This window comes from Streptomyces sp. NPDC048424 (assembly GCF_040651555.1).
GTDB lineage: Bacteria > Actinomycetota > Actinomycetes > Streptomycetales > Streptomycetaceae > Streptomyces.
Genome location: NZ_JBEZKE010000007.1, coordinates 212,876 through 234,545, shown reverse-complemented (window position 1 = coordinate 234,545; position 21,670 = coordinate 212,876). Strand labels below are relative to the sequence as shown.

At 73.5% G+C, this 21,670-nt stretch carries 23 protein-coding genes; 16 read left to right on the top strand and 7 right to left on the bottom strand.

The features are described from left to right. Positions 1–11: 11 nt before the first annotated feature. Entirely contained in the window at positions 12–416 is a 405-nt protein-coding gene (locus AB0D29_RS13170; RefSeq protein WP_362853889.1) for a chorismate mutase, read from the bottom strand. Then, a complete protein-coding gene (locus AB0D29_RS13165; RefSeq protein ID WP_362853888.1) occupies positions 413–937 on the bottom strand; it encodes a flavin reductase family protein in 525 nt (174 codons plus the stop codon). The genes AB0D29_RS13170 and AB0D29_RS13165 overlap by 4 nt, the downstream gene beginning before the upstream one ends. A gap of 254 nt (positions 938–1,191) precedes the next feature. Here AB0D29_RS13165 and AB0D29_RS13160 point away from each other — a divergent pair, with 254 nt between their 5' ends. From AB0D29_RS13160 to AB0D29_RS13130, 7 genes are all read left to right on the top strand, one after another. Continuing rightward, complete coding sequence (locus AB0D29_RS13160) at positions 1,192–1,974, top strand: 2-keto-4-pentenoate hydratase (RefSeq protein ID WP_362853887.1); 783 nt, start codon at positions 1,192–1,194, stop codon at positions 1,972–1,974. Positions 1,975–1,999: 25 nt separating this feature from the next. After that, positions 2,000–2,905, top strand: a complete 906-nt coding sequence (locus AB0D29_RS13155; protein WP_362854033.1) for an acetaldehyde dehydrogenase (acetylating) — start codon at positions 2,000–2,002, stop codon at positions 2,903–2,905. Further along, on the top strand, positions 2,902–3,927 hold the full coding sequence (gene dmpG, locus AB0D29_RS13150) for a 4-hydroxy-2-oxovalerate aldolase (RefSeq protein ID WP_362853886.1): 1,026 nt from the start codon (positions 2,902–2,904) through the stop codon (positions 3,925–3,927). Before AB0D29_RS13155 ends, dmpG begins: the two co-directional genes overlap by 4 nt. 188 nt (positions 3,928–4,115) lie before the next feature. Continuing rightward, positions 4,116–5,261 carry a Rieske 2Fe-2S domain-containing protein gene (locus AB0D29_RS13145; protein ID WP_362853885.1) on the top strand — a complete coding sequence of 382 codons (1,146 nt, stop codon included), beginning with the start codon at positions 4,116–4,118 and terminating at the stop codon, positions 5,259–5,261. Beyond that, on the top strand, positions 5,261–5,494 hold the full coding sequence (locus tag AB0D29_RS13140; protein ID WP_362853884.1) for a hypothetical protein: 234 nt from the start codon (positions 5,261–5,263) through the stop codon (positions 5,492–5,494). Before AB0D29_RS13145 ends, AB0D29_RS13140 begins: the two co-directional genes overlap by 1 nt. Further along, positions 5,484–6,563, top strand: coding sequence for a ferredoxin--NADP reductase (locus AB0D29_RS13135; RefSeq protein WP_362853883.1), 1,080 nt, complete (start codon positions 5,484–5,486; stop codon positions 6,561–6,563). Before AB0D29_RS13140 ends, AB0D29_RS13135 begins: the two co-directional genes overlap by 11 nt. A 92-nt stretch (positions 6,564–6,655) precedes the next feature. After that, complete coding sequence (locus tag AB0D29_RS13130) at positions 6,656–7,912, top strand: Gfo/Idh/MocA family oxidoreductase (RefSeq protein ID WP_362853882.1); 1,257 nt, start codon at positions 6,656–6,658, stop codon at positions 7,910–7,912. Positions 7,913–7,994: 82 nt separating this feature from the next. On the opposite strand, the gene AB0D29_RS13125 is transcribed toward AB0D29_RS13130, so the two are convergent. Further along, positions 7,995–8,864, bottom strand: coding sequence for an IclR family transcriptional regulator (locus AB0D29_RS13125; RefSeq protein WP_362853881.1), 870 nt, complete (start codon positions 8,862–8,864; stop codon positions 7,995–7,997). A 218-nt stretch (positions 8,865–9,082) separates the two neighbouring features. Here AB0D29_RS13125 and hsaA point away from each other — a divergent pair, with 218 nt between their 5' ends. Genes hsaA through AB0D29_RS13100 form a run of 5 tightly spaced genes read left to right on the top strand, consistent with a single transcriptional unit; the run spans position 9,083 to position 14,217 of the window. Then, positions 9,083–10,252 carry a 3-hydroxy-9,10-secoandrosta-1,3,5(10)-triene-9,17-dione monooxygenase oxygenase subunit gene (gene hsaA, locus AB0D29_RS13120; RefSeq protein ID WP_362853880.1) on the top strand — a complete coding sequence of 390 codons (1,170 nt, stop codon included), beginning with the start codon at positions 9,083–9,085 and terminating at the stop codon, positions 10,250–10,252. Then, the gene (gene hsaD, locus AB0D29_RS13115; RefSeq protein WP_362853879.1) at positions 10,252–11,106 is read left to right on the top strand and encodes a 4,5:9,10-diseco-3-hydroxy-5,9,17-trioxoandrosta-1(10),2-diene-4-oate hydrolase; all 855 of its coding nucleotides are present in this window, start codon (positions 10,252–10,254) and stop codon (positions 11,104–11,106) included. The genes hsaA and hsaD overlap by 1 nt, the downstream gene beginning before the upstream one ends. 20 nt (positions 11,107–11,126) lie before the next feature. Next, entirely contained in the window at positions 11,127–12,041 is a 915-nt protein-coding gene (locus tag AB0D29_RS13110) for a VOC family protein (RefSeq protein ID WP_362853877.1), read from the top strand. Further along, positions 12,029–12,517, top strand: a complete 489-nt coding sequence (locus tag AB0D29_RS13105) for a flavin reductase family protein (protein ID WP_362853876.1) — start codon at positions 12,029–12,031, stop codon at positions 12,515–12,517. The genes AB0D29_RS13110 and AB0D29_RS13105 overlap by 13 nt, the downstream gene beginning before the upstream one ends. Further along, a complete protein-coding gene (locus AB0D29_RS13100; protein WP_362853874.1) occupies positions 12,514–14,217 on the top strand; it encodes an FAD-dependent oxidoreductase in 1,704 nt (567 codons plus the stop codon). The genes AB0D29_RS13105 and AB0D29_RS13100 overlap by 4 nt, the downstream gene beginning before the upstream one ends. Here the strand turns inward: AB0D29_RS13100 and AB0D29_RS13095 are convergent. Together AB0D29_RS13095 and AB0D29_RS13090 are read right to left on the bottom strand one after the other, a co-directional pair. Next, on the bottom strand, positions 14,196–14,879 hold the full coding sequence (locus AB0D29_RS13095) for an HAD family acid phosphatase (RefSeq protein ID WP_362853873.1): 684 nt from the start codon (positions 14,877–14,879) through the stop codon (positions 14,196–14,198). The genes AB0D29_RS13100 and AB0D29_RS13095 overlap by 22 nt on opposite strands. Positions 14,880–15,012: 133 nt before the next feature. Then, positions 15,013–15,933 (bottom strand): hypothetical protein, encoded by a 921-nt coding sequence (locus AB0D29_RS13090; RefSeq protein WP_362853871.1) that lies wholly within the window; start codon positions 15,931–15,933, stop codon positions 15,013–15,015. Positions 15,934–16,085: 152 nt separating this feature from the next. On the opposite strand from AB0D29_RS13090, the gene AB0D29_RS13085 reads away from it, so the two are divergent. The 3 genes from AB0D29_RS13085 to AB0D29_RS13075 all read left to right on the top strand — a co-directional run bounded on the left by AB0D29_RS13085 (position 16,086) and on the right by AB0D29_RS13075 (position 19,240). Further along, on the top strand, positions 16,086–16,859 hold the full coding sequence (locus AB0D29_RS13085; protein ID WP_362853869.1) for a serine protease: 774 nt from the start codon (positions 16,086–16,088) through the stop codon (positions 16,857–16,859). Between the two features lie 205 nt (positions 16,860–17,064). Further along, a complete protein-coding gene (locus AB0D29_RS13080) occupies positions 17,065–17,718 on the top strand; it encodes a response regulator transcription factor (RefSeq protein ID WP_362853868.1) in 654 nt (217 codons plus the stop codon). Positions 17,719–18,082: 364 nt separating this feature from the next. Then, positions 18,083–19,240, top strand: coding sequence for a histidine kinase (locus tag AB0D29_RS13075; protein ID WP_362853866.1), 1,158 nt, complete (start codon positions 18,083–18,085; stop codon positions 19,238–19,240). Between the two features lie 1,039 nt (positions 19,241–20,279). Here AB0D29_RS13075 and AB0D29_RS13070 read toward each other — a convergent pair. Both AB0D29_RS13070 and AB0D29_RS13065 read right to left on the bottom strand, forming a co-directional pair. Continuing rightward, positions 20,280–20,651 carry a transcriptional regulator gene (locus AB0D29_RS13070; RefSeq protein ID WP_362853865.1) on the bottom strand — a complete coding sequence of 124 codons (372 nt, stop codon included), beginning with the start codon at positions 20,649–20,651 and terminating at the stop codon, positions 20,280–20,282. Next, a complete protein-coding gene (locus tag AB0D29_RS13065) occupies positions 20,648–21,067 on the bottom strand; it encodes a hypothetical protein (protein ID WP_362853863.1) in 420 nt (139 codons plus the stop codon). Before AB0D29_RS13065 ends, AB0D29_RS13070 begins: the two co-directional genes overlap by 4 nt. A gap of 192 nt (positions 21,068–21,259) precedes the next feature. On the opposite strand from AB0D29_RS13065, the gene AB0D29_RS13060 reads away from it, so the two are divergent. Continuing rightward, entirely contained in the window at positions 21,260–21,625 is a 366-nt protein-coding gene (locus AB0D29_RS13060; RefSeq protein ID WP_234323432.1) for a chorismate mutase, read from the top strand. Positions 21,626–21,670 lie beyond the last annotated feature (45 nt).

Below are 21,670 nucleotides of genomic sequence, written 5' to 3'. Positions count from 1 at the left end.
GGTGGGACGGACTACCGGGGGGACCGCGCGGGACGGGTGGGCGCGGAGTCGCCGAGGTAGACGGGTGCGAGCGGGCCGCACGAGGTGACGTGGGCCAGGACGCGTACGGTGCGGGCCGGAGCGCCGGCCCAGGCGGTGTCGGCCGCGCACAGCGCGGGCACCTCCCAGCCGTCCTCGCGCAGGGCGAGGGCCGGGGTGTCGCTGGTGAGGTCCGGGCTGCAGGTGAACCACAGGCTGATGACGGCCGCGCGCTCCACGCCGTTGCGGGCCAGGAGTTCGCTCACGAGCGCGCGGGTGGCGGCGGCGATGTGCCGGGGGGTGTCCTCGGCCACCGTGGTCGCGCCGCGTACGGCCCGTACGGCAGGTGCAGCGGGGGCGGCGGGGTCAGCCGGGGCGGCGGGGGCGCCGGGGCTCATGCCGCGCCCGCCGGGGCGGGGGTGAGCCGGCCCCGGTGGAACAGCAGCGCCCCTCCGGTGTCCTCGCCGGGGCGCACGTGTTCGACGCGCCCGAGGAAGAGCGTGTGGTCCCCGCCGGGGAACCGCTCTTCGATCCGGCAGCCGAGGGAGGCCAGTGCGCCGGGCAGGTACGGGCGGGCCTCCACGCCCTCGCCCTCGGTGGTGAAGTGCGCGTCCAGCTCCCGCCCGAACGGCTTGTCGCGGGAGGCGAACAGCCGCGCCAGGTCGCCCTGTCGGTCGGAGAGCAGGTGGACCTGGAACTCACCGGTGGTGTCGATCGCCGGGTAGGTCCGGGAGGACTTCATGACGGAGATCAGGACGCGGGGCGGTTCGAGCGAGATCGAGACGAACGAGTTGGCGGTCATCGCCGCCGCGTGTGCGCCCTGTCCCGACGACAGCACGGTGACGCCGGTCGGGAACAGGCGCATCACCGACCGGAGATCGTCCGGTACGGGCATGGCAGGGCCCAGAGTTGTGGCCATTTCCCCCTCCTCAGGAGTTATCGGCAGAAGAAAACTTAACAGAGTTTAGTAACGATCGAAAGCCAGGTCAGGGGGCTACTGACGGCCTTTAATGCAATCGAAACGCTCTTTGGACCATGGAGTTAACGGAGCATGGCGGCTAGCACCCGGAGCGCCGACAGCCTTTCCCGCTCAGCGGGAACACGCCCTCCCGCCCGCGACCGCACCCCGCCTACCGTCTGCCGCACCACACACCACCGCAGCCGGGAGGCCCCATGCTGAACGACCGGCACCGGCGCGAGGCCGCCGCGCTCCTGTACGCGGCGCAGCGACGGAGGTCCCCGGTCCGCCCGCTGACCGAGCTCTACGAGGGCATCGGCGCGCAGGACGCGTACGAGATCCAGCTCCTCAACATCCGCCGCCGCTGCGCCGAGGGCGCCGCCGTCACCGGGCACAAGGTCGGCCTCTCGTCCCCCGTCATGCAGGCGATGATGGGCGTCGACGAGCCCGACTACGGCCACCTCCTCGACACGATGGAACTGCGCCAGGACACCCCCGTCCCGGTCGCCGCGTACTGCGCGCCCCGCATCGAGGTCGAGGTCGGCTTCGTCCTCGGCGCCGACCTGCCCGGCGAGGGCTGCACCGAGGCCGACGTACTGGCCGCCACCGAACGCGTCGTACCCGCACTGGAGTTGATCGACAGCCGGATCGCCGACTGGCGGATCTCCCTCGCGGACACCATCGCCGACAACGCCTCCTCCGCCGGCTACGTCATCGGCGAGGGCCGCGACCCGCGCGAGCTGGACCCGAAGTCCGTCGAAGCGCGCCTCACCGGCCCGGACGGGACCCTCGCCACCGGCCGCGCCGACGCCGTGCTCGGCGATCCGGCCACCGCCGTCGCCTGGCTGGCCAGGACCGTCGCCCGGTTCGGCGTCCCGCTGCGCAAGGGCCACCTCGTCCTGCCCGGCTCCTGCACCCGCGCCGTGGACGTGGCCGCCGGACGGACCTACACCGCCGACTTCACCGGGCTCGGCCCGGTCTCCCTCTCCTTCTGCTGAGGTGAACGTGAACGCGACCGCGAACGTGACGACGAAGAAGGCCACCGCGGCCATCGTCGGCTCCGGGAACATCGGGACCGACCTGCTCCACAAGCTGCTGCGTTCCCCGTACATCGAGCCGCGCTGGATGATCGGCGTCGACCCCGGCAGCGAGGGCCTCGCCCGGGCCCGCCGCGCCGGTCTGGAGACCTCCCATGCGGGCGTCGACGGGCTGCTCGCCCGGGACGAACTCCCCGACCTCCTCTTCGAGGCCACGTCCGCCGGCGTCCACCGCGCCAACGCCCCGCGCTACGCCGAACTCGGCATCAAGGCCGTGGACCTGACCCCGGCCGCCGTCGGCCCCGCCGTCGTCCCGCCCGTGAACCTGACCGCCCACCTGGACCGCACCAACGTCAACATGATCACCTGTGGCGGCCAGGCCACCATCCCCATGGTCCACGCGGTCTCCCGCGTGGTCCCCGTCGCCTACGCCGAGATCGTCGCGTCCGTCGCCTCCCTCTCGGCCGGCCCCGGCACCCGCGCCAACATCGACGAGTTCACCCGCACCACCGCCCGCGGCATCGAGGAGATCGGCGGCGCCGCACGCGGCAAGGCCGTCATCATCCTCAACCCCGCAGCACCCCCGGTGATCATGCGCGACACCGTCTTCTGCGCGATCCCGCCCGACGCCGACCACGAGGCCATCACCGCCTCCGTCAAACAGGTCGCCGAGGACGTGGCCTCGTACGTCCCCGGCTACCGGCTGCGCGCCGAGCCGCAGTTCGACGAGGCCTCCGCGCTCACCGGCGGCCGCGGGACGTCCCGCGTCACGATCTTCCTGGAGGTGGAGGGCGCGGGCGACTACCTGCCGCCGTACGCCGGAAACCTCGACATCATGACCGCCGCCGCCACCAAGGTCGGCGAGGAGTTCGCGAAGGGGCTCGCCGCGTGACCACGTACTCCGACACCCTCGACATCCGGATCACCGACTCCTCGCTGCGCGACGGCTCGCACGCCAAGCGCCACCGGTTCACGGGCGAGGACGTCCGCTCGGTCGTCGCCGCGCTCGACGCCGCGGGCGTCCCCGTCATCGAGGTCAGCCACGGGGACGGCCTCGGCGGGTCCTCCTTCACCTACGGATTCTCGAAGACCCCAGAGCAGGAGCTCATCAGGATCGCCGCCGAGACCGCACGGAACGCGAGGATCGCCTTCCTGATGCTGCCGGGACTGGGCGTCAAGGACGACATCCGGGCCGCCCACGCGAACGGCGGCCGGATCTGCCGGATCGCCACCCACTGCACCGAGGCCGACATCTCCGTGCAGCACTTCGGACTGGCCCGCGAGATGGGGCTGGAGACCGTCGGCTTCCTGATGATGGCCCACTCCACCGCCCCCGAGGACCTCGCCCGGCAGGCCCGGATCATGGCGGACGCGGGCTGCCAGTGCGTGTACGTCGTCGACTCCGCCGGGGCCATGGTCATGGACGAGGTCACCGACCGGGTCGCCGCGCTCGTCGCCGAACTCGGCGCCGACGCCCAGGTCGGCTTCCACGGCCACGAGAACCTCGGCCTGGGCGTGGGCAATTCGGTCGCCGCCGTACGCGCCGGAGCCCTCCAGATCGACGGCTCCACCCGACGCCTCGGCGCGGGCGCCGGCAACACCCCCGTCGAGGCCTTCGCCGCCGTCTGCCAGAAGATGGGCATCCGCACCGGCATCGACGTCCTGAAGATCATCGACGCGGCCGAGGACGTGGTCCGCCCCGTCATGGACGAGGAATGCAGGCTCGACCGCATGGCCCTCCTCATGGGGCACGCCGGCGTCTACTCCAGCTTCCTCAAGCACGCCTACCGGCAGGCGGAGCGCTACGGGGTCCCCGGCGCGCAGATCCTGCTGCGCGCGGGCGAACGCCGCCTGGTCGGCGGCCAGGAAGACCAACTCATCGACATCGCGCTGGAACTGGCCGCTGACCGCTAGGCCTCGCCACATCCAGCCCCACCGGCGATTGAGGCGCACCCACCCAGCACGGCCGGCTGTTTGAGCCGCGCCCATCCAGCCCCGCCGGCGTTTGAGGCGCGGGGTCTGGGGCGGAGCCCCAGCACACGGCGCCGCAGCCGACCGCGAACCGGCACCACACCGCTCACCCCAACGAAGTGGAGGGCCCCATGACCGCACCGAGCGAAGCCGAAGAAGGACCCCGCGTCATCGAGGCGGCCGCACTGCCAACCCGCTTCGCCCGAGGCTGGCACTGCCTCGGCCTCGCCGCCCCCTTCCGGGACGGAACCCCGCACGAGATCGAAGCCTTCGGCACCCGCCTCGTCGTCTTCCGCAGCGAGGACACCGACACCCTGCACGTCCTGAACGCCTACTGCCCCCACATGGGCGGCAACCTCGCCCACGGCACCGTCAAGGGCGACACCCTCGCCTGCCCCTTCCACGACTGGCGCTGGTCCGGCGACGGCCGCTGCGCCGCCATCCCCTACGCCCGCCGCGTCCCGCCCCGCGCCCGCACCCGCGCGTGGACCGCCCTGGAACGCAACGGCCAGCTCTACGTCTGGCACGACCCCGAGGGCAATCCGCCGCCCGCCGGCGTCACCATCCCCGAGATCGAGGGCGTCGGCAGCCCCGAATGGAGCGACTGGAGCTGGGACTCCCTGCGCGTGGAGAACTCCCACTGCCGCGAGATCGTCGACAACGTCGTGGACATGGCGCACTTCTACTACGTGCACTACGCCTTCCCGCACTACTTCAAGAACGTCTTCGACGGGCACGTGGCCACCCAGTACATGGAGTCCACCCCGCGCGGGGACGTGGACCTCGGCACCCTCTCCACCGGCGGCGGCCTGCGCTCCGACGCCTCCTACCACGGGCCCTCGTACATGATCGACCAGCTGTGGAGCGATGTCGGCGGCGGCCTGGAGCTGGAATCCGTCCTGATCAACTGCCATTACCCGATCGACGAGAACAGCTTCATGCTCATGTACGGGGCGATCGTCAAGAAGCTCCCCGGCATGAGCGACGCACAGGCCGCCGACGCCGCCCGCCTCACCTCCGAGGGCCTCGCCGTCGGCTTCGAGCAGGACGTCGAGATCTGGAAGAACAAGACCCGCATCGACAACCCCCTGCTCACCGAGGAGGACGGCCCCGTCTACCAGCTCCGCCGCTGGTACCGGCAGTTCTACGTGGACGTCGCCGACGTCGAGGACGCGATGGTCCGGCGCTTCGAGTTCGAGATCGACACCACCCGGGCCACCGCGGCCTGGAAGGCCGAGGTCGCCGAGAACCTGGCCCGCCGGGCCGAGTCCCGGTGATGCGCCCCGTCGCCTGCGGGGAGTGCGGGAACCGCGTGCTGTGCGAGAAGTTCAGCCCTGCGCACACCCAGGTCCAGTGGACCGGCGACGCCGCCGCGCTCTGCCCGCGCATCGCCGCCGAGGTGGCGGCCGGGCGGCTCGGCGGCCGCGTCCGCTCCTGCCCGGCCCTGCGCACGAGCATCGAGGCGGCCGTCCGCGAGGGCCGCCTGGAGGTGCCCGCCGATGTCCCGTGACCTCGCTCCTGCTACGCCGGCCCGCGCGGCCCGTCCCGCCGGCCCGGCCCCGGCTCCGGCTCCGGGCGCGGCCCCCGGCGTCCTGCGGGTCCGCGTCCTGGAACGCGTCCAGGAGACCCCGGAGGCGGTCTCCCTCGTCCTCGACGCGGAACTCCCGTACGCCCCCGGGCAGTTCCTCACCCTCCGGATCCCCGGCGGCGCGGCCCGCTGCTACTCCCTGGCCAGCTCCCCGCACACCGGCGAGCCGATGCGGATCACCGCCAAGCGGGTGCCCGGCGGGCTCGGCTCCGGCTGGATCTGTGAGGAGGTGGCCGCGGGGGACGAGCTGGAGGTGCTGCCGCCCGCCGGCACCTTCACCCCGGGCCCCGGCGGCCTCGACCGGGACCTCCTGCTGGTGGCGGGAGGCAGCGGGATCACCCCGGTGCTCTCCCTCGCCAAGTCAGCGCTGGCCGCCGGCCGGTGCCGGGTCGTGCTCGTGTACGCGAACCGGGACCCCGCCTCGGTGATCTTCCGGGACGAGCTGCGGGAGCTGGCCCAGGCGCATCCGGAGCGGCTGGCCGTCGTCCACTGGCTGGAGAGCCTCCAGGGGCTGCCGACCGCCGCGCGGCTCGGGCCGCTGGTGGCCCCGTACGCCGGCCGCGAGGCCTACCTGTGCGGGCCCGGCCCGCTGATGGACGCCGCCGAGACCGCCCTCCGTGCGGCCGGGGCGGCGCCGCACGCGATCCACCGCGAGCGGTACTTCTCGCTGGGCGCGGACGTCTTCGCGCCCGCCGCGCCACCGGCCGGGGCGCAGGCCCGCGCCACCGCCGAGGTGGAACTCGACGGCACCCGGCACACCGTGCCCTGGCCCGACGGGACCCCGCTGCTCGACGCGCTGCTCGCCGCGGGCCTGCCGGCCCCGTACTCCTGCAGGGAGGGCGCCTGCAGCGCCTGCTGCTGCCGGGTCGTCGAGGGCGAGGTGGAGATGACCCGCAACGAGGTCCTCGACGAGGCGGACCTGGCCGAGGGCTACGTCCTGGCCTGCCAGGCCCTCCCGCTCGGCCCCGCCGTGCGGATCACGTACGGGTGAAGGGGGTGTCGGGCAGGACGCGCGGCCGCTAGCTTCTCCGGGGAAAGCGCTTGCCGCGCACGGCAATCGGTTCGGGAAGCGGGGCTGGGACCATGTCCGACACCATCACGCTCGCCGTCGTCGGGGCGGGGGACCGGGGGAGCGGCCACGCCGGATGGGCCCTGGCCCATCCGGACCGGGCCCGGGTGGTCGCGGTCGCCGAGCCGCGCGCGGCCCGGCGGGAGCGGCTCGCCGCCGCCCACGGCATCGACGCCCGTCACGTACTCGGCGACTGGCGGGAGCTGGCCGCCCTCGGCCGGATCGCGGACGCGGTGCTCGTCTGCACCCTGGACCGCGACCACCTGGAGCCGGTCCTCGCGTTCGCCGCGCTCGGCTACCACATCATGCTGGAGAAGCCGATGGCCCTCACGGAGGAGGAGTGCCGGCGCATCGTCGACGCCGTCGAGCGGGCCGGCGTCATCCTCTCCGTCGGGCACGTCCTGCGCTACACGCCCTACACGCGGACCCTCAAGGACGTCGTCGACTCCGGCCGCATCGGCGACATCGTGAGCGTCCAGCACCTGGAGCCTGTCGGCTTCTGGCACCAGGCCCACTCGTTCGTACGGGGCAACTGGCGGCGCGCCGACGAGGCGACGACCATGCTGATGGCCAAGTCCTGCCACGACCTGGACTGGCTCCAGTACGTGCTGGGGCGCCCGCCCGTACGGGTCTCCAGCTTCGGCCGCCTCTCCCACTTCCGGCCCGAGAACCGGCCGCCGGGTGCGGCGGACCGCTGCCTGGACTGCTCGGTCGAGCCGGACTGCCCGTACTCCGCGGCACGCGAGTACGGCGACCGGCTGGCCGACGGCCGCCACCGCTGGCCGCTGAGCGTGCTGATCGACGAGTTCACCCCGCGGGCCCTGGAGACCGCCCTGCGGGAGGGGCCCTACGGGCGGTGCGTGTACGCGTGCGACAACGACGTCGTCGACCACCAGGTGGTGGCGATGGAGTTCGACTCGGGGGCGACGGCCACCTTCACCATGACCGCCTTCACCGAGCAGGCGGACCGCCACACCCGGATCTTCGGCACCCGCGGCGAACTGCGGGGCGACGGCCGCACCATCACGGTCTACGACTTCCTGACCCGCACCGAGGAGCAGGTCGCCATCGGCGCGGGCGGGCCGATGGACGCCGCGGGCGGCCACGGCGGCGGCGACGCCGGCCTCATGGACGCCTTCGTCGCCGCCATCGCCACCGGCGACCCCGGCCTGGTCAGGTCCGGCCCGCGGGAGTCGCTCACCAGCCACCTGACGGTCCTGGCCGCCGAACGGGCCCGCTGCTCCGGCACGGTGGAGCCGGTGACGCTCTAGGGCCCCGAACGAAGCGGGCCCGGCCCCCTGGCGAGGGGTCGGGACCGGGTCTTCGTTTCGTGCGGTGGGACATGACTACCCGCTACATCCACTCGCTGAACCGCAGCCAGCCCATCATGTTGTCCATCGCCTGTTCCGAGACCGCCGGCTCCAGGTCCTGCGGCCGTGCGGCGGGAGCCCGCCCGGCCCGCCCGGGCCCGTACAGTTCGCGCCAGACCGACCGCGCGCAGGCCGCCACCGCCGGCGCCAGCCGGGCCAGTTCGCGCTCGCCCCGGCAGCAGGACACCGAGACCGCCGCCACCGCGCGGCCCGCGCCCCGCAGCGGCGCCGCCACGCAGGAGACGCCCCGGAAGCTCTCCTCCCGGTCGTAGGCCACCCCCCGCTCGAGGGTGGCCGCCAGTTCGGCGCGCAGTGCGAGCGGCCTGATCAGCGTCCGGGCCGTGCGCGGCCGCAGCCCCTGGGCCAGGACGTGCTCCACCGCCCCCGGATCGCCGAAGGCGAGCATCGCCTTGCCGGCGGCCGTGCAGTGGGCGGGCATCCGGCCGCCGACCCGCGAGGGCACCGTGGTGGCCTCCGAGCCGCCGATCCGCTCCAGGCAGACCACCTCGGCCCCGTCCAGCACCGACAGGTGGACCAGCTGTCCGGTCTGTTCGTGCAGTGCGTGCAGCAGGGGCAGGGCGGCCCGGCGCAGCCGGTTGTGGTGGGAGGCGAGCGCGCCGAGCTCCAGCATCCGCATGCCCATCCGGTAGTCCCGGCCCTCGCGGTCCAGCCAGCGCAGCCGCACCAGTTGGTCGAGGATCCGGTGGGCGGAGGAGCGCGGGATCCCGGAGCGGCGGACGACCTCGGTGAGCGAGAGGCGCGGCTGCGGCCCGTCGAAGGCGCCCAGCACCCGCGCGGCCTTCTCCAGCAGCGACAGCGGTCCGAGCTCGGTGTCCGTGGCCTGGTCAAGCACGAGAAACCCCCTGCGTGAGGCGTTGGGGCGACCCTGCCACGGGCTCCCGGGCGGAGGGAAGGACCGGGAGCGATGTATTTCATTCAGTAATACTTCAGATAGCCATGTCGACGGTGCGGGGCGGCTTCCCACTCAGCGGGAACGCTCCGTTCCACGCCCCCGACCGCCGGGCGTACGTTCACCGCACCTCGAAGCCGCCGACCCCGAGAAGGGACACCATGAGCGACGAAGACGTCCTCGATGCCGTCCGCGCCCTCGCCCCGGCCCTGCGCGAACGCGCCGCCGAGGCGGAGGCCCGCCGCAAGGTCCCCGAGGAGACCGTCAAGGAGCTGGCGGACACCGGCTTCTTCCGCCTCCTCCAGCCCCGGGCCCACGGCGGCCGCGCCGCGAACCCCGCGCTCTTCTACGCCGCCGTCAAGGAGACGGCCAAGGCCTGCGGCTCCACCGGCTGGGTCGCCTCCGTCCTCGGCGTCCACCCCTGGCACGTCGCCCTCTACGACCCCCGCGCCCAGGACGAGGTCTGGGGCGCCGACCCCGACACCCGCATCTGCTCCTCCTACGCCCCCACCGGCAAGGTCACCCCCGTCGACGGAGGATTCACCCTCACCGGCCGCTGGCACTTCTCCTCCGGCTGCGACCACGCCGACTGGGCCCTGCTCGGCGGGCTCGTCACCGACGCCGAGGGCCGGCCCGTGGACATGCGGACCTTCCTCGTCCCGCGCACCCAGTACCGCATCGACGAGGTCTGGGACACCGTCGGGCTGCGCGGCTCCGGCTCCAACGACCTCGTCCTGGAGCAGGTGTTCGTCCCCGAACACCGCGCGCTGAGCTTCGGCCCGGTCACCGCCCTCAAGGTCCCCGGCCACGCGGTCAACCCCGAACCGCTCTACCGGCTCCCGTACGCCGCCGTCTTCACCACCACCATCTCCACCCCGATCGTCGGGATCGCCGAGGGCGCCTACGAGGGCTACGTAGCCGCGACCCGCGACCGGCTGCGCGTCTCCTACGGCCAGCAGGTCGCCGAGGACCCCTTCGCCCAGGTCCGCATCGCCCGCGCCGCCAGCGACATCGACGCCTCCTGGCTCCAGCTCCGGCGCAACATCGACGAGCTCTACGCCCTCGCCGAACGCGGCGCCGAACTCCCGCTGCCGCTGCGCACCCGGGCCCGCCGCGACCAGGTCATCGCCACCGAACGGTGCGTCGCCGCCGTCGACCTGCTGATGGAGAACGCGGGCGGCAGCGCCATGCGGACCGGCCCGAACCCGGTCCAGCGGGCCTGGCGCGACGTCCACACCGGGCGGGGGCACGCCGCCAACGACCCCGAGCGGGCCCTGGTCCTCTTCGGCCAGGGTGCACTCGGCCTCGACATCCAGGACACGATGTTGTGATGATCACTTACGAGAACACCTCGCGCACCGCCCGGGCCGGAAAGCTCACCCTCCACTTCCACGAGGCGGGTCCGAGCGAAGCCCCCGTCCTCATCCTGCTCCACGGCGGCGGACCCGGCGCTTCCGCATGGTCCAACTTCGGCCGCAACCTGCCCTTCTTCGCCGAGCGGTTCCGCACCCTGCTCGTCGACCAGCCCTGCTACGGCCGCTCCGACAAGCCCGAACCCGACCGCGACTACTTCAGCTTCAGCGCCGCCGCGATCGCCGCCCTCATGGACGAACTCGGCATCGACAAGGCCCACTTCATCGGCAACTCCCTGGGCGGCGGCGCAGCCGTCCGGATGTCCCTCGACCACCCCGAGAAGGTCGACAAGCTCCTGCTCATGGGCCCCGGCGGCATCTCCGTCAACCTCTTCTCGGCCGACCCCACCGAAGGCATCCGGCGCCTCTTCGAGTTCAGCCTCGCCGCCGAACCGACCCGCGAGCAGATGCGCGCCTTCCTCACGACCCTCGTGCACGACCCCTCGCTCGTCACCGACGAACTCGTCGAGGAGCGCTACACCCAGGCCATGGACCCCGACGCCCGGCTCGGCAACGCCCGGATGGGCGCCTCCTTCGCCAACCCGGCCTGGCAGCAGGACACCCTGCTCTGGCGCGAGGCCCACCGCATCTGCCACCCCACCCTGCTCACCTGGGGCCGCGAGGACCGCGTCAACCCCCTCGACGGCGCGCTGCTCGCGCTCAAGGCCATCCCCGACGCCCGGCTGCACGTCTTCCCGCGCTGCGGCCACTGGGCGCAGACCGAGGCCTTCGACGAGTTCAACCGCCTGGCCGCCGACTTCTTCGCGCATTGACCACAGAACCGAGGACACCCATGGGTACGGACATCCGCACGCTCGGCTACCTCCGCATCGAGACCACCGACCTCCCCGCCTGGCGCACCTACGTCCTGGACGTCCTCGGCATGACCGAGGCCGAGGGCACCACCGACACCCTGCTGAACGTCCGCATCGACGACCGCGTCCACCGCTTCCAGTTCGTCGCCGGCAGCCGGGACCGGCTGCTCGCCGCAGGCTTCGAAGTCGCCTCCGCCAGGGCCCTGCAGGAGGCGGCCGCCGTCCTGGAGGCCACCGGGCACGCCGTCAAGGCGGCCGACGACGAGACCCTCGCCGACCGGCGCGTCCAGGGCCTGATCCACTGCACGGACCCCAGCGGCAACCCGTTGGAGATCTACTGGGGCCAGGCACAGGACCACAGCCCGCTCGCCGCCCCGTACGGGAACCGCTTCGTGACCGCGACCGCCTCCGGCGAGCCGCTGGGCCTGGGCCACGTGGTCCTGCCCGCCCCCGACACCGAGGCCACCCTCGACTTCTACGAGAACCTCCTCGGCTTCCAGCTGCGCGACTCGATGAAGCTGCCCCCGGCCGCGGTCCCCACCGGCAGGCCCGGCCGGGACCCCTACCGGATGCACTTCCTCAGCCCGAACCGCCGCCACCACAGCCTCGGCCTCTACCCCGGCGAACTGCCGCCCGGCATCGTCCACTTCATGGTCGAGCTGGCGACCCTCGACGACGTCGGCTACTGCCTGGACCGGATGAACGCCGCGGGCATCCCCATCGCCTCCACCCTCGGCCGGCACTCCAACGACCACATGGTCTCCTTCTACGCGCAGGCCCCCGGCGGGTTCCAGGTCGAGTACGGCTGGGACGGGCTCGTCGTGGACCCCGCCACCTGGACGGCGAAGGAGATCACCGCGGACAGCTTCTGGGGCCACCAGTGGAGCGCCTGATCGACCCACGGGCCTTCCGCGAGGTCCTCGGAGCCTTCGCCTCCGGCATCACCGTCGTGGCGGCCGTCGGGGAGGACGGCCGCCCGGCGGGCCTGGCCTGCCAGTCCTTCGCCTCGCTCTCCCTGGACCCGCCGCTGGTCCTGCTGTGCGTGGGCAGGTCCTCCTCCAGCTGGCCCGCCGTACGGGCGGCCGGCCGCTTCGGGATCAGCATCCTCGCCGAGGAGCAGCGCACGGTCTGCGAGCAACTCGGGCGCCGGGGAGGCGACAAGTTCCAGGGGGTGGGGTGGGAGGCGTCGCGGCACGGCGCCGTCCACATCACCGGGGCGCTCGCCACCCTCGACTGCGCCCTCGAAACCGTCCACGAGGCCGGGGACCACCACCTCGTGACCGCCCGGATCCTCGGCCTGGCCGCCCGCGACGGCGGCGCGCCCCTGCTCTACTTCCGCAGCGACTACGCCACCGGAGCCTTCGCATGACCTCTGTGAACGACCCCGAGTACGACGTGGTGGTCGTGGGATCCGGCGCCGCCGGCTTCGCCGCGGCCGTCACCGCCCGGCTGCGCGGCCTGAGCGTCCTCGTGGTCGAGAAGACCGACAAGTACGGCGGCTCCACCGCCCTGTCCGGCGGCGCGATCTGGGTCCCCGGCAACCTCCACCTCGACCGGGCGGCCCTCGCCGACACCCGGGAGAAGGCCCGCGCCTACCTCGACGCCACCGTCGGCGACCGGGTCCCGGCCGCCCGCAAGGACGCGTACCTCACCCACGGGCCGCGCATGGTCGCGGAGTTCCACGAACGCACCGAGATCCGCTTCATGTACACCCCCGGCTACTCGGACTACTTCCCCGAGGCCCAGGGCGGCATGGCGCAGGGCCGCTCCGTCGAACCGTGCATCGTGGACCTCGGTCGGCTGGGGGAGGCCCGCCACACCATGCGCCGGGCGGGCCTGCCCACGTACGGACTGACCATGACGTCCCACGACTTCCGCTTCCTGAACATGGCCGGCCGGACCTGGGCGGGCCGCAGGACCTCCCTCAAGGTCGCCGCGCGGGCGCTCGGGGCCCTGGTCACCGGCCGCAGGCTGCTCTCCCTCGGCGAGGCGCTGATCGCCCGGATGCGGCTCTCGCTGGACCGCCTCGGCGGCGACCTGTGGCTGTCGGCGCCGCTGACCGGGCTGGTCACGGACGCGGCGGGCCGGGTGACGGGCGTACGGGTCACCCGGGCCGGGCGGACGGTGACCGTACGGGCCCGGGGCGGGGTGGTGCTGGCCTCGGGCGGGTTCTCGCACGACCAGGCGCTGCGCGAGAAGCACCTGCCGCACCCGACGTCGACGGCCTGGACGCACGCCTCGGAGGGCCAGACCGGCGACGCCCTGCGCTGCGGTGAGGCGTTGGGGGCCGCCACCGACCTGCTGGACCAGGTGTGGGGCGCGCCCTCGGTGTGCCCGCCCGGCGAGAAGCCGTTCTTCCTCGTCGCCGACCGGGGCATCCCGGGCATGGTCATCGTCAACGAGGCGGGGGAGCGGTACGCCAACGAGGCCGCCCCCTACCACGCGTTCGTCGACCGGATGTACGCCGCCGACCGCCCCGGGGCGCGGACCGTACCGTCCTGGCTGGTCCTCGACGCCCGCTCCAAGGCCCGGTACCTCTTCGCCGGCCTCCTCCCCGGACAGCCCTTCCCCGGGCGGTGGCTGGAGAGCGGGTTCCTGAAGAAGGCCGACACGGTGGAGGAGCTGGCCCGCCGGATCGCGGCGCCCGGCCTGCCCGCCGCGATCCGCCGCTTCAACGGCTTCGCCGAGCGGGGCACCGACGAGGACTTCGGCCGGGGGACCAGCGTCTACGACCGCTACTACGGCGACCCGACGCTGGCCAACCCCAACCTGGCGCCCCTCGACAAGGGGCCCTTCTACGCGGTCCCCGTGCACCCGGGCGACATCGGCACCAAGGGCGGCCTCGTCACGGACGGGGACGGCCGGGTGCTCCGCGAGGACGGCGCGCCGATCGCCGGCCTCTACGCCTCCGGGAACTGCTCGGCGGCGGTGATGGGCGCGACCTACCCGGGCCCGGGCGCCACGATCGGCCCGGCGATGGCCTTCGGCTGGGCGGCGGCCAACGCCATCGCCGCGGCGCTCGCACCCCCGGGCGGGGAACCCTCGGGTCAGGACAGCTTGCCGTTGTAGTCCGGCAGCTTGACGGTGCGTTCGGCGTGACCGCCGACGAGGTCGGTCGGGCTGTTGCCGATGTTGGCGATGATCGTGTAGCCGCGGGCCTCGATCTCCGCGCGCTTGCCCGTCTTGTAGGCGCTCACCTCGTCGAACAGGTCGGGCAGGTCACGGACGTAGAGCCCCGAGACCGGGTAGCCGACCGCCTTGAGGTTGCGCTCGGTGAGGGAGTGGATGATCCCCGGGCGGGCGGTGACGAAGAAGACGGCGACCCCGTGCGCGTTCGCGTACTGGGTCAGGTCGCGGACCTTGGCGATCGCCGGGGTCGGGAACGTCCAGAACCAGTGGAAGTCCGTCTCCAGCGAGGTGTTGTCGATGTCGAGGACGAGGGCCGGCTTCTCGCCGGCGGTCGAGGCGGCGATGCGCTGCTCGATGCCGGGGCGGGCCGCGTCGACGGCGGCGGCCACGTCCCGCTGCCAGGTGGCGTAGTCGATGCCGAGGATCGCCGCGTTGCCGCCGGGAGCGGAGGCGGACACGGAGACGGACGCGGGCGCCGTCGCCGGCGCGGCGGCGGGGGCCGCCTGGGCGGCGGCGGCCGGAACCAGCGTCATGACGGTGGCGGCTGCGGCCACGCCGACGGCGGCGGTACGGGACATGCGGGTGCGGCGGGTGCTGCGCATGGGGGGCGCTCCTCGGTCACGAATTGACGTGTACGCGACCAGAGTTGGCGAGATCCGCCCCCATGTCTACTGGCCGGTAAGAAACTTTTCGTGGCCGACCGGTGAATGAAGATCGTCCGGATGCCTCCTGGCACTAGGTCTCGCAGTCGAGCACGGTGCGGCACAGGCCGCACCGGGCCCGGAGCCGCCCGCGCACCGGCAGCCGCAGCCGCTGCCCGCAGACCGGGCAGGGGAAGCTCACCCGCAGTCCGGGTCCGGAGCCGTCGGCCTCGAAGCGGTACCCCGGTCCGTCCGCGGGTCCGTCCGCCGGTCCGTCGGTCGAGGTGATTCCGGCGCGCCGCGCCTTCGCGTACCGCCGCCGGGCCAGCGGGCCCGCGGCCGCCAGCGGGGGCCGGCGGTGGTCCCGCTCGGCCTGCGCACGCCCGCGCACGTACGCCTCGTACGCCTGCGGGCTGGTGAACCAGGTGGAGGGGTCCTCGCCGAACAGGGCCGCCCGTCGGGCGAGGACGTAGCCGAACTCCTCCGGTGTGAGGTAGCCGAACTTCTGATGGGTGAGCGCGTCCTCGCGGTAGGCGTCGAGCAGCAGCCAGCCCGCCCCGAGGTAGACGGCGGCGGTGTCGGTGAGGATCTCGTTCGCCCCGGTGCCGGGGGAGCGCAGGCCCAGCCGGTGCAGCAGCACGTGGGTGACCTCGTGGGACAGAGCCGCCGCCAGGTCCCGGCGGTGGGTGCGGAAGCGGTCGCTGACCTCGACGAAGTACTCGGGGCCCGCGGCCAGTTCCACGGTGGCCGCCTGCTCCATCGGCCGGAAGGCGACCACCATGCGCGCATCGGGCAGCCGGAGGGCGCGCACCATGGCCGAGGCCACCCGCTGCGCGCCCAGGTGCAGGTCGTCGGCGGCGTCGAAAGCGGCGTCGGCGGGCGCGACGCTCGCGGCGTAGGCGCGGATCCCCTCCGCCGACAGGCGCCGGAAGAGCGCGGTGATCGCGGCCCGCACCGTCGCGAGGTGCGGAAATCCGTGCTCGATCGGACCTCCCGGCCCGCCGTTCTGCGTCATCGCGTCCCCTTCGCCGCAATCCCTGCCGTTCGAACGAATGATTGGCCGAAAATGCGTTCTTGATGGCGCCCGCACCTCTGATGTGTCATGGACCCGTCATTCACCCAATGACACGCACGGCCCAACCCCCCACGAAAGGCAGTGTGTTGACTGTGACCACCCTTGTGCAGTTCATGAAGCGCAGCCTCGCCGTCGGAGCCGTCGCCCTCGCGGCCGTCAGCCTCCAGCCCGGCTCCGCCTCGGCCGGAACGGCCCCCGTCGTCGGCGGCACCCGCGCCGCGCAGGGCGAGTTCCCCTTCATGGTGCGCCTCTCCATGGGCTGCGGCGGCGCCCTCTACACCCAGCAGATCGTCCTCACCGCCGCCCACTGCGTGAACGGCTCCGGCAACAACACCTCCATCACCGCCACCGCCGGAGTCGTCGACCTCAACAGCTCCAGCGCCATCAAGGTCAAGTCCACCAAGGTCCTCCAGGCCCCCGGCTACAACGGCAAGGGCAAGGACTGGGCCCTGATCAAACTCGCCAAGCCCATCAACCTCCCCACCCTCAAGATCGCCGACACGAAGGCCTACGACAACGGCACCTTCACCGTCGCCGGCTGGGGCGCCGCCCGCGAAGGCGGCGGCCAGCAGCGCTACCTCCTGAAGGCCCAGGTCCCCTTCGTCTCCGACGCCAGCTGCCAGTCCTCCTACGGCAGCGACCTCGTCCCCGGCGAGGAGATCTGCGCCGGCCTGCCCCAGGGCGGCGTCGACACCTGTCAGGGCGACTCCGGCGGCCCCATGTTCCGCCGCGACAACAACAACGCCTGGATCCAGGTCGGCATAGTCAGCTGGGGCGAAGGCTGCGCCCGCCCGAACTACCCCGGCGTCTACACCGAGGTCTCCACCTTCGCCGCCGCGATCAAGAGCGCCGCGGCGAGCATGTAGCACCCCCTCGTCCTTTCGGCCGGGCGCGCACGGCGCGATCCGGCCGGAAGGACGAGGCGCACCGCCCCGCCCGTGCGTAAGGTCGGTCGGAGCACCGCACGAGCCACCCGGCGGTCCGCCGTGCGGTTGCGGGCCGACGCGCGCACCGGTCCCATGGGAAGCAACCGGAGGCGGCAGCGGCGGGCGAGAGCGGGGCAGGTGGCGCATGGCGATCAGAGTGGTCATCGCGGACGACCAGGACATGGTCAGAACCGGCTTCCGGATGATCCTCGAAAGCCAGCCGGACATCGAGGTCGTCGCCGACGTCGTCGACGGCGAGGCGGCCCTGGCGGCCGTCGCCGAGCACCGCCCCGATGTCCTCCTCCTCGACATCCGGATGCCCAAGCTCGACGGCCTCGAAGTGACCCGGCGCCTGTCCGGCAGCGACACCCCGCACATCGTCATCGTCACCACCTTCGACCTCGACGAGTACGTCCACGCGGCACTTCACGGCGGAGCGTCCGGCTTCCTCCTGAAGGACGCCAGCCCGGCCATGCTGGTTGAAGCGGTCCGCGCGGCGGCCGTCGGCGACTCCCTCGTCTCGCCCGCCATCACGGTGCGGCTGCTGCGCGAGTTGGCCCCGAAGACCCCGGCCTCCCAGGCCCGCCGCCCCGCCGAACCCCTCACGGAACGGGAACGCGAGGTCGTCCGCTGCCTCGCGCGCGGCCTGACCAACGCCGAGATCGCCGGGGAACTCTTCGTCTCCCTGTCCACGGTCAAGACCCACCTGGCCAACGTCCAGGCCAAACTCGACGCCCGCAACCGCGTCGAGATCGCCGCCTGGGCCTGGGAAAGCGGCCTGGCCGCCAGTGCGGCGTGACGCCGCACCCCGAACAGCCCACCACCCCCACGGCCAAGGCCCGCCCAGCCACCCCGCGCGCGCCCCGACCGCGCACCATTCAGCGCCGCGGGCGTTCGAGGGGCGGGGGTCCGGGGGCGGGGCACTCAGCTGGCCTGCGGGCGCCTCTGCCGGGGCTTCTGGTGCCGGTGTGCCCGAGGGCCGAGCTCTCGGCAGCCCTGCCCGCGGCCCCGCCATGGCCTCCGGCGCGGCCGCGCACCATTCAGCCCCGCCGGCGGTTGAGGCGCGGGGTCCGGGGTGGGGCCCCGGGGGGCTTCGGCGCAGCCGGGCCGTACCCGCGCAGCCGGGCCCGCACGTGCACCCGTACCCGGCCAGGGGGCACCCGGTGAGCCCCCTGTCCAGCTGGGCCCGCCGCCACCCGCACACCGCCGACGGGCTCCGCCTCTCCCTCTCCCTCGTCCTCCTCGCCCTCGTCACCTTCGAGGGCGTCGTCCTGGCCCGCCAGCCCAGCCTCCCGCACGCCGCCGTCTGGGTGTCCGGCATCCTCGTCTGCCTCAGCGCCGCGCCCTGGCCCGCCATCCCGCTGCTGACCCGCGCCTGGTTCGCCGCCGCCGTCACCTGGACCGTCACCCTCTTCCTGATGTTCGGCCACCACCCGCTGGTGGTCTGGGGCGGCGGCGAGGCCATCGCCCTCCTCGTCCTGCTCTCGCAGGTCCTGCTCCGCGCCCCCGCCCGCACCGCCGCCGTCCTCGGCCCGCTGCTCGGCCTCGGCTGTATGGCCGTACCCGTCCGGGACACCGACCCCGGCCGGTTCACCCTGCTCTTCTCCGTCCTCGCCGTCGTCGTCGGCGCGTACTCCCTCCTCCTGCGCCTCCAGTCCGTGCAGCGCGTACGCGACCTGCACGCCGTCCGCACCGCCGAGCGCCTCGAACTCGCCCGCGAGCTCCACGACCTCGTCGCCCACCACGTCACCGGCATCGTCGTCGAGGCGCGGGCCGCCCGCTTCACCCAGGTCTCCGCCGAACGCGCGGGCGAGATCTTCGGCCGCATCGAGACCGCCGGGGACGAGGCCCTCGTCTCGATGCGCCGTCTCGTCAAGATCCTCCGCGAGAACGACGACGGCTCCACGGCCGCCACCGCCACCGCCCCCGTCGCCGGACTCGCCGAGATCCGCGGGCTCACCGAGCGCTTCGCCCGGACCGGACCGCCCGTCGCCCTTTACATCGAGAACGGCCTGGAGGACCGCCTCCCCGCCCACGTGGCGGCCACCGCGCACCGCATCGTCCTCGAAGCCCTCACCAACATCGGCAAGCACGCCGCGACCGCGACCGCCGTCCGTGTCGGCCTGCGCGTCGTGCCCGCCGGGCTCGAACTGCGCATCGCCAACGACGGCGGTCGCCCCGCCAGGCTCTCCGAGGACGCGCGCGGTGGTGGCTACGGCCTGGCGGGCATGGCCGAACGCGCGGAAGCCCTCGGCGGGTCCCTCACCGCCGGCCCCACCCCCGAAGGCGGCTGGCTCGTCACGGCGACCTTGCCGCTGTAACGCCGCCGCCTCCCGGTGCGGCCCCGCCACTGGTGTCCGCCCGGCCCCCGCGCCTCAATCGCCGGCGAGGCTGGACGGTGCGGCTCAAAGCCCGGGGCTCGGCCCCGCACCCCGCGCCTCAATCGCCGGCGGGGCTGAATACGGTGCGGCGAAGCCGGAGGCGGTGCGGCTCAAAGCCCGGAGCTCGGCCCCGCACCCCGCTCCTCAATCGCCGGAGGGGCTGAATACGGTGCGGCGAAGCCGGAGGCGGTGCGGCTCAAAGCCCGGGGCTCGGCCCCAGACCCCGCGCCTCAAACGCCGGCGAGGCTGGATTTGGTGCGGCGGGGTCGGATTGTGCGGCGAGGCTGGATTTTGGTGCGGCGAGGCCGGAGGTGGTGCGGCGGGGTTGGATGGTGCGGGTCAAAGATCGGGGCTCCGCCCCGGACCCCGCGCCTCAAACGCCGGCGAGGCTGGAGTGGTGCGGCGAGGCTGGACTTGGTGCTGCGAGGCTGGAGTGCTTTCGGCGTAGCCGAATGGTCGCTGGAGCTGGGATCGAAGCGGGCCGGTTGGGGCGGGGTCGGGTGTGTGTCGGGGTGATCCCCGCAGGGCGTCGAACGCACTGCCGCCGAGGTCTCCGACCCCTCGTCACGTTCGGCGTCCGAGGAGACACCCCGGCGCGCGCCCGGCCCCGCCCCAACCGGCCCCCGCCGTACCCGGCTCGAGCGGCGCAGCCAACCGGCGCCCGGCCCCGCCCCAACCGGCCCCCACGCACCCGGCCCGAGCGGCGCAGCCAACCGGGGCCCGGCCCCGCCCCAACCGGCCCCCGCCGTACCCGGCTCGAGCGGCGCAGCCAACCGGGGCCCGGCCCCGTCACAACCGGCCCCCCGCCGTACGCGGCCCGAGCGGCGCAGCCAACCGGGGCCCGGCCCCGCCCCAACCGGCCCCCGCCGTACCCGGCTCGAGCGGCGCAGCCAACCCGCGCAACCGGCCCCCGCCCCGCCCGCTCGGCCTCGGCCCAACCGGCCCCCCGTACCCCGCCCGAGCGGCGCAGCCAACCGGTCTAGCCCAGCGCGATCGCCCGCAGTGCGGCCAGGTGGCGCTGGTAGACGGTCCGGCCCTCGGGGGTCAGTGAGAGCCAGGTGCGCGGGCGACGCCCGACGCGCCCCTTGCGGACCGCCACCCATCCCGCCTCCTCCAGCGCCGCGACCTGCTTGGACAGCACCGAGTCCGTGACCTCGACCAGGTCCCGTACGAAACCGAACTCGGCCTTGTCCAGCGGTTCCAGTGCCGCCACCACCGACAGCCGTACGGGCGCGTTGAGCAGCGGCGCGAGGTCGTGCCGCGGATGACCGGCCCGCTTCCCCTCCGCGCCCCCGGCCGGGCCGGCCGGGCCGGCCGGGCCCGCCCCGGCCGTGATCCCCTCGCCCGTCATGCCGCACCCCGCATCTCCGACCACGCCCCCAGCGCGAGCGGCAGCGCGCACGCCAGCGCGGCCCCCGCCGCGAACGGCACGCTGCGGCCGAACACCGTGGTGCCGAGCAGGACCATCAGGGCGAAGACCACCGCCCAGGACCCCACCAGCACCCCGTGCTTCACCCCGAACCCCCGCCGCACCACGCGCTGCCGCGCCGCGTACAGGCTCAGCCCGCTCACGAGCAGCACGTTGATCACCCCCATCAGGATCACCGCGACCGGACCGCGCCCCAGTACGGCCAGTGGTACGAGCACCAGCTGCCCCGCGGCGAACGCCCACAGGTAGCGCGCGTACCAGCCGCTCCGCGCCCGGGCCGCCTTCTCCATCCCGGCCGCCCGGCCCAGTGCCCCGGCCGCCTCCACTGCCTTGCCCATGACTCCCCCTTGCTCGAACTCAACGCAACGCAACGCAACGCATCGCAACGCAACGCATCGGTCAATTTCCAATATGGCGAGTACTTTCCACTTTGGCAAGTGTCTGGCCCGGGCACACCCCGCCGCCCGCCCCCGTCTCACAGATCGACTGCCCGGAGACTCACCGGCCGGCGCCACGTATTCTCGGGAACCATGAACATCAGCGACCTCGACAACGGCGCGGGCCCGGGCGCGGGCACCGGCAAGGGCGCCGCCGGCGGCATCGACGAGAGCGTCACCGCCGAACTCGCCCGCCTGCGGGACAGCATCGACAACATCGACGCGGCCGTGGTCCACATGCTCGCCGAACGCTTCAAGTGCACCCAGCAGGTCGGCCACCTCAAGGCCCGGCACCAGCTGCCGCCCGCCGACCCGGGTCGCGAGGCCAGCCAGATCGCCCGGCTGCGCCAGCTCGCCGAGAACGCCAAGCTCGACCCCGCCTTCGCCGAGAAGCTCCTCAACTTCATCATCGCCGAGGTCATCCGCCACCACGAGACGATCGCCGCGGGCGAGGAGTAGCCGCTCGGGAGCCGCGGACCGGAGCAGCGGCCGCGCAGCGAAAGA